3 protein-coding genes and 1 pseudogene are annotated in these 3,376 nt (G+C 73.0%); all 4 read right to left on the bottom strand.

The window, feature by feature from the left end; all coding sequences use genetic code 11:
- Window positions 1–182, bottom strand: a pseudogene (locus amrb99_RS50445) (hypothetical protein); the annotation flags it as partial.
- A gap of 657 nt (window positions 183–839) precedes the next feature.
- Complete coding sequence (locus amrb99_RS49085) at window positions 840–1,235, bottom strand: hotdog fold domain-containing protein (RefSeq protein ID WP_190868977.1); 396 nt, start codon at window positions 1,233–1,235, stop codon at window positions 840–842.
- Complete coding sequence (locus tag amrb99_RS49080) at window positions 1,232–2,083, bottom strand: OAM dimerization domain-containing protein (RefSeq protein WP_190868976.1); 852 nt, start codon at window positions 2,081–2,083, stop codon at window positions 1,232–1,234. The genes amrb99_RS49085 and amrb99_RS49080 overlap by 4 nt, the downstream gene beginning before the upstream one ends.
- The coding region (locus amrb99_RS49075; RefSeq protein WP_190868975.1) for a lysine 5,6-aminomutase subunit alpha at window positions 2,080–3,376 on the bottom strand (1,297 nt) is incomplete at its 5' end. The genes amrb99_RS49080 and amrb99_RS49075, both read right to left, overlap by 4 nt.

Below are 3,376 nucleotides of genomic sequence, written 5' to 3'. Positions count from 1 at the left end.
CCCGCCTCCAGCAGCGCGCGCAGCAGCTCGGGCCCCTCCTGCATGCTGAGGATGATGACCTTGGTGCCGGGCGACTGCCGCCGGATGCGCCGCACCGTGGTGACGGCGGCCGGGCCGGGCCCGCCGCCGGCGTCCGCCGGTCCGCCGACCGGCGACCGGTCCGGGAGGGTCTCCTGGGCCAACGTCCACCCCTCGTTCGCTCGATCCGTCCGCCGGAACGCTACCGGCCCGTGGCGGCCAGGGCGACCACGCCCCGATCACGGTGTTACCGCTGATGCGGCAACCGTATGCGTTCGCGGCCGAGGTCGGGGCGCCGCGGGCGTTGGAAGGCGCGGCCGGATCCGGCGGGAAACGGCGGCCGAGGGGAGGCGGCCGAGAGGACGGCGGGACCGGGAGGCGCACGGACGCGGAAGAGGGCCCGTGACATCCGTCGGGCCGGAGCCGTCCCACAGGCGGTGAGAGCGGGTCTCCGTTTTCTACTGGATGTCCGGGCCCTTCCCGGGTCCAACCCCCCGCGCGATCGGGCGGCTCCGCCCGGACACCGGCCCGGACCACCGCACTGGCTCGGGCGGGCGCGGCGTCGGCCACCGGTGTGGCCCGCTCTCGTCCCGCCGCGGCGCGGTGCCCGGTGGCGACCCGGGCGGCCGATCGGTGAGTCCCGTGCTGGACTGCAGCAAAACTACCGGCTTCGCGGCCCTTGTCAACCGCCGCATGTTCTGCGGCGACTCTCTGTTCTCCCAGCTCAACACCATGATCGCAGGTCACCGCCATTTCGGTCCCGGACGCGCCGATCCGGCCCCGCGGCGCGTCCCGCGCCGGGGGCCGGACGGCCCGGCGGATCAGCCGCCGGGCGCGGGGACGACCACCGTGCCGGTGGCGGTGACGGCCACGATCGGCTCGGCCAGCACCTCGGCGGACGACTCGCCCTTGTCCGGGCGGCCCCGGCACACCACCCGGGCCTCGAAGTCCAGCGTGCGGCTGCGGGTGCCCACGCGGGTGACGACGGCGGTGGCCTCCAGCACGTCCCCGGCCCGGATGGGCGCGCGGAACTGCACGTCGGAATAGGAGGCGAACAGGCCCTCGTCGCCGTCGGTGCGGATGCACACCTCGGTGGCGACGTCGCCGAACAGGCCGAGCATGTAGGCGCCGTCGACCAGGTCGCCGGCGTAGTGGGCGTGGGCGTAGGGCACGTAGCGCCGGTGGGTGACGGTCAGGCCCTCACGGGGGTCGCTCATCGTCCGTCCTCTCCTTCGTCGTCGTCCGCCTGCCGGGCCTCCCGCACGGCCTGCCCCGGGAGCAGGGCGTGGACGAGGTAGCTGGCGACCTCGGCGGGCGTGGTGCCCTTGCCGAAGATCCGGTCGACGCCGAGGTCCTCCTCGGTGACGGTGTCGAACCGGGGCCCGCCGACGACCAGCAGCGGGCGCCCCATCCCGGCGGCGACGGCGGTGGGGTACTCGGCGTGGAACGCGGCGGCCATCTGCTTGGTGTTGTGCAGGTGCGCGTTCTTCTGCGTGACGACCTGGGAGACCAGCACGGCGTCGGCGTTCTCGGCCTTGGCGCGCTCGACGAGCTCCTCGACGGTGACCTGGGCGCCCATGTTCACCACTTGGATCTCCCGGTAGTACTCCAGGCCCTTCTCCCCCGCGAACCCCTTGACGTTGAGGATCGCGTCGATGCCGACGGTGTGGGCGTCGGTGCCGATGCACGCGCCGACGACGATGAGCCGCCGGTTCAGCGCGCCGCGGATGGCGAGGTTGACCTCCTGCGAGGAGAGCAGCGGGTACGCACGCTCCTCGGGGACGGGGATGGAGGCGTAGTCGATCAGGTGCCCGACCCGCCCGTAGACGATGAAGAAGGTGAAGTCGGGGCCCATCGGCTTGGCGTGCACGACGCTGGCGGGGTCCAGGCCCATCTTCCCGGCCAGCTGGAGCGCGGCGGCGTCGGCGCGCTTGCCCGCCGGGACCGGCAGGGTGAACGACATCTGGACCATGCCGTCGCCGGTGGTGTCGCCGTAGGGGCGGATCACCTGGCGGGTGTCGGCGGGCTGGGCCGGGGCCTGCGTCCCGGGCGTCTCGACCGTCATGCGGGCACCTCCTGGGCGTCGGCCGTGCTGTGGTGGGCGTGCGGGTCCTCGGTGTCGAGGATCTCGATCGCGGGGTTGACGTAGCCGTCGGCGCGCTCGACGACGCCGTCCAGTCCCTTGCCGCCGTCGGGCGGGCGGCGGGTGACGCCGAAGGTCCCCTCGGCGATCGCGGTGAGCAGCCCGTCGTCGCTGATGCGCTCCAGCAGCTCGACCGACTCCGACAGCACCTGCCTCGACCGCTGGACGATCATCCCGTCGGGGCGGGGCATGAAGTCCTCGGCGAGGGCGCCGCAGGCGTCGCGGACGTAGCGGACGTTCTCCAGCGCGAGGTCGCGGTCCGACAGCCAGGGGGTGTGGATGCCCTCGGTCATCATCCCGATCAGGATGATCGACTGCCCGGTCAGCACCCCGGCGAGGTTGAAGAAGGCGTCCAGCAGGTAGCCGGCGAAGATGTTGCCGGTCATGTGCTTGGTGGGCGGCATGTACTTCAGCGGCGCGCCGGGGAACAGCTCGCGGACGAGCTGGGCGTGCGCCAGCTCCAGCCGGAACGAGTCGGGGATCGCCGGGTTGATCTCGAAGGCGTGGCCGAGGCCGAGCTGGGCGTCGGAGAGGCCCGCCTCGTGCCCGAACCGCTCGTTGAGCAGCTGGCTGACGATCACGGTGTGCGCGGCGTCGACCGCGTCGGCGGTGGTGAGGTAGTTGTCCTCGCCGGTGTTGATGACGATCCCGGCGCGGGCGTGGATCTGCCGGGAGAAGCGCTGGTCGATGAAGGTGCGGCGGGGGTTGATGTCGCGGAAGATGATGCCGTACATGCAGTCGTTCAGCATCATGTCCAGGCGCTCCAGCCCGGCGAGGGTGGCGATCTCCGGCATGCACAGCCCGGAGGCGTAGTTGGTCAGCCGGACGTAGCGGCCGAGCTCGCGGGACACGTCGTCCAGCGCCGCGCGCATCAGCCGGAAGTTCTCCTGGGTGGCGTAGGTGCCGGCGTACCCCTCGCGGGTGGCGCCCTCGGGGACGAAGTCCAGCAGCGACTGCCCGGTGGAGCGGATGACCGCGACCACGTCGGCGCCCTCGCGGGCGGCGGCCTGGGCCTGCGGGATGTCCTCGTAGATGTCGCCGGTCGCGACGATGAGGTAGACGAGCGGGCGCGGCGGGTCGGCGGCGTCCGGCGTCGGCAGGCGCCGCAGCAGCGCGTCGCGCTCGGCGCGGCGGCGGTCGATGCGGGCGATGCCGCCGACCCGCCGCGCCCGCTCGTCTACCTCATCGTCGCGACCGGCGACATCTACGAGGACA

The sequence above is a fragment of the Actinomadura sp. RB99 genome (assembly GCF_014706005.1).
In the GTDB taxonomy this organism is placed as follows: Bacteria; Actinomycetota; Actinomycetes; order Streptosporangiales; family Streptosporangiaceae; genus Spirillospora.
This window is presented reverse-complemented; position numbering and strand designations above follow the sequence as displayed.